7 protein-coding genes are annotated in these 3,224 nt (G+C 27.0%); all 7 read left to right on the top strand.

Features of this window, described 5'->3' with window-relative positions:
* The first annotated feature begins 79 nt into the window (after positions 1-79).
* The 7 genes from ACEW7V_RS01220 to ACEW7V_RS01190 all read left to right on the top strand — a co-directional run bounded on the left by ACEW7V_RS01220 (position 80) and on the right by ACEW7V_RS01190 (position 2,672).
* Positions 80-166: a hypothetical protein gene (locus ACEW7V_RS01220; RefSeq protein WP_374695737.1), complete on the top strand. Its 87-nt coding sequence runs from the start codon at positions 80-82 to the stop codon at positions 164-166.
* On the top strand, positions 163-249 hold the full coding sequence (locus ACEW7V_RS01215) for a hypothetical protein (RefSeq protein WP_374695736.1): 87 nt from the start codon (positions 163-165) through the stop codon (positions 247-249). Before ACEW7V_RS01220 ends, ACEW7V_RS01215 begins: the two co-directional genes overlap by 4 nt.
* A gap of 29 nt (positions 250-278) precedes the next feature.
* Positions 279-605: a hypothetical protein gene (locus ACEW7V_RS01210; RefSeq protein ID WP_374695622.1), complete on the top strand. Its 327-nt coding sequence runs from the start codon at positions 279-281 to the stop codon at positions 603-605.
* Positions 606-610: 5 nt separating this feature from the next.
* Positions 611-733 (top strand): hypothetical protein, encoded by a 123-nt coding sequence (locus ACEW7V_RS01205; protein ID WP_374695621.1) that lies wholly within the window; start codon positions 611-613, stop codon positions 731-733.
* Between the two features lie 245 nt (positions 734-978).
* Positions 979-1,161, top strand: a complete 183-nt coding sequence (locus tag ACEW7V_RS01200) for a hypothetical protein (protein WP_374695620.1) — start codon at positions 979-981, stop codon at positions 1,159-1,161.
* Positions 1,162-1,586: 425 nt separating this feature from the next.
* The gene (locus ACEW7V_RS01195) at positions 1,587-1,901 is read left to right on the top strand and encodes a hypothetical protein (RefSeq protein WP_374695619.1); all 315 of its coding nucleotides are present in this window, start codon (positions 1,587-1,589) and stop codon (positions 1,899-1,901) included.
* Between the two features lie 606 nt (positions 1,902-2,507).
* Positions 2,508-2,672 (top strand): hypothetical protein, encoded by a 165-nt coding sequence (locus ACEW7V_RS01190; protein WP_374695618.1) that lies wholly within the window; start codon positions 2,508-2,510, stop codon positions 2,670-2,672.
* Positions 2,673-3,224 lie beyond the last annotated feature (552 nt).

The raw sequence follows: 3,224 nt of genomic DNA, 5'->3' as shown, positions 1-3,224 counted from the left end.
TGTACTTCGTTCGGTTACGTACTTGCTAATATGCAAATACCAACAAAGGCTAGATCAAAAATTACAAATTATAGCTGATATGGAATATGACAATTATTTTTTAATTGTAGGTGATGTTGTAAGATACGCCAAAAAACAAAGGTATTTTGAAAATCAGATCTGGTGAAGGCTCCTCTTCCGGGTTCTTTGGTGTGTTTTTGTTTACAAATTACAGAGATTGACCCTTTACAATATGACCTTATTTTTTGAGCGTTTTTTAAATCCTCAAAGAAAAAACTATGCCAGATATTGACCTTGATTTTCCAGACAATACAAGAGATTTAATTATTAAATATGTTTGTCAAAAGTACGGCACCAAACACGTAGCAAGTATTATTACTTTTGGTAGATTTGTAAGCCAAAAATCCATTATCAATGAATTAATTAAATTTATGCCACTAGTAAAGGAATTCCAAACTAAACGCGTTTTGTCATATTTGGATAAAAAAAGCACTTATCAAAAAGAAACTTTGGATTTGCAAATGAAAAACTTACTTACAATGGCATCTTATATCGGAAGGAATACCACAGTTTTACAGGAACCCATCCAGCAGGAATTATTTTAAGCCAAATGCCCCTTGATCAAATTATTCCCTTACAAAAAGGCACTCATAATAACTTACAACAAACCCAATGGGAAGCTTCTTTCCTTGAATCAATCCAGACTTCTCAAAATAGATTTTTTAAGGATTAGAAGTCTTACTTTGATGAATAAAATGGTTTTAGCCATTCAAAAAACTAATCCCCATTTTGGTCTTTTTTAGAAATCCCTTTAAACGACACAAGAAACTTTCGAGCTGTTGCAACAAGGAAAAACAATAGGGATTTTTTCAATTAGAATCTTATAACGCCAAAATCTTTTTTACAAAAAATATGATGCCCCAAAAGTTCGAAGAACCTAATTGCCTTACTTTCCTTAAATAGACCAGGACCCATCGATTGCTTTTAATATGTTTTTTAAAAAACCGCCATCAAAAAACTACCACTTTTTTTAGCCCCTTAATTGATTTTATCCTCCAACCCACTTATGGCATTATTCTTTATCAAGAACAAATTATGCAAATTGTAGCTGTCTTTGCCAAATACAGTCTTGCCCAAGCAGACCTTTTAGAGCTATTGTAAAAGGAAAAAGATTTATTATTGCAGAAAAAAACAATTCATTGCCCAAGTAAAGAACAAGGACGCGACCTTACAATAGCTAACAAAACTTTATGGATTATATTTTTAAAATTTGCCAATTACGGTTTTAACAAAAAGTCAGCAGTGTCGCTTATTCTTTAATTAGTTATCGTATGGCTTACATTTGAAAGCTAATCATTTTATTTAACTTTTGTAATTACTTTATTAAATGATGCTATTGGAGATGCAACCCAGACAGAAATTTTGCTCAAAAAAAAAAAAAAAAAAAAGTTATCAAAAGGTATCATTATAGAACTAAATTTAGCATATTTAGTAGCCAAGATAAATATTATTTCAAAGACAATAAATTATTTTTGCCTCTAACTATTATTAAAAGGAATAAATGTTGCTTTTTTGCCAAAAATTCAATGAAAGAACAAAAAAAATTAATTAAAGAACACCAAAAATTAACTAAAACTGCCCAAAATACCCTTTATTATTCTTTTAAAACCTTTAAACAACAATTGTTTCCTTTCCTCACCGAACCTTTATTAACTAATTTAATTTTTGCAGGCACCCTTGATAAAATGAGGCTAAACCGCAATACTTTAGAACAAAACAAAGATTTAAAAGAAGTTAAATATTATCCATATTCGGATTACGAACCTAAAATACACCCCGAATTACCTTTAAAAGAACTTGTCATTAAACAAAAAAAAAACATTAGGCTTTGTACTTCATAATTTATTAATTAATCAAAAATAAATCTTAAATATTATTTTATTATTCAAAATTATTTTAAATACAAACACATTATTAAATTATTTAAAATTATTATATTTATATATTTTGCTCCTTTTGCCTTTTTCATATTTTTTTGCTTTGCTTTGCTTTTCATTTTTTGTTTTTAATTTTGGTTAAATCTGTTTTTTAAACAATTACACAATCAATAAAAATAAATAAAAGAGGATAAAAATGAATAAATTATTAATTGTAACAATATTAGTAATCATTTTTTTGCATAAATACATTTACACAGAAAGCAAAAAGATCAACTTGTAAAAAAATATTGTCTTTTTATCAGAAAAATCAGTTTATGGATGCAAACATTTTATTTTTATCGTACCATTTATTGTGAATTAAAAAAAATAAATAATTTCTTTTTGATGAAATTTCTTTGGAACTCCAATCGTAAATGCAACAATATATTAAAACATTTATAAGACATTCACACCATTTTTTGATAAATTACAACAAGACCAAAAAAAAATAACTAATATTGAAATTATGATTGCTTTTAACATACGATCAATCAGTAACTTTTTTAAAACAAAAATACGGTTTATTAAGTGGCTCTTATTTTATGGATGCAAGTTTTACTAAAAACTAACCAAATATCAAAAAAAACAGCTGAAGAGCTTAAAAATACACCACATAAAAAAGAATATCAAGCAGAGGATTATCCTGCGTCCAAATACGCCAAACACCACACTTTTGAATGCAAAGAGCATTAATTTGAGGTGTGTGTATTTATTAAGACATTTTCTTTTGTTTAAAATTGTGATTATTCCGAAACGCGTATTAAGTTGTAAAAAGGAGAAGAAATTATTTTCATCGTTCCAACTAAATCTTTTTGACAATCTATTTTGAATCTCATGTTTGATATTCAAAGGATTGTCCACAGCTAAACGAATGAAAAATAATTTCTTCTCCCTTTTTATATTAAGGATGTAAAAGTTTTTCAGACAATCACAAATTTTTAAATGCAAAAATGTTCTAATAAATACAATACACCAAATTAATGCCTTTAAATTGATATCCTCTTGTATTATTCTTGTTTTTTGATATTTGGAGTTGGTTAAATATAAAACTAAAATATAAAATAAGAGCCTTTGTTTTTAAGTTACTGATGTTAAAAGCATCATATTCAATATTGAACATTTTTGACTATTGTAATTTATCAAATGATGAGTGTCTTATAAATATTTTAATATATTGTTGCATTACATTAATTCCAAAAACTGCATCAAAAAGTATTATTCGTAGCTCAGCATAAACCATATCTA

This window comes from Areca yellow leaf disease phytoplasma (genome assembly GCF_041920595.1).
Note: the sequence above shows the minus strand (reverse complement) of the source record. Positions and strands in the feature narration are given on the sequence as shown.

Excerpts from the sequence above, each read along its gene's own strand:
- ACEW7V_RS01220 (WP_374695737.1), top strand. The coding sequence starts at position 80 with ATGGAATATGACAATTATTTTTTAATTGTAGGTGATGTTGTAAGATAC.
- ACEW7V_RS01210 (WP_374695622.1), top strand. The coding sequence starts at position 279 with ATGCCAGATATTGACCTTGATTTTCCAGACAATACAAGAGATTTAATT.
- ACEW7V_RS01205 (WP_374695621.1), top strand. The coding sequence starts at position 611 with ATGCCCCTTGATCAAATTATTCCCTTACAAAAAGGCACTCATAATAAC.
- ACEW7V_RS01195 (WP_374695619.1), top strand. The coding sequence starts at position 1,587 with ATGAAAGAACAAAAAAAATTAATTAAAGAACACCAAAAATTAACTAAA.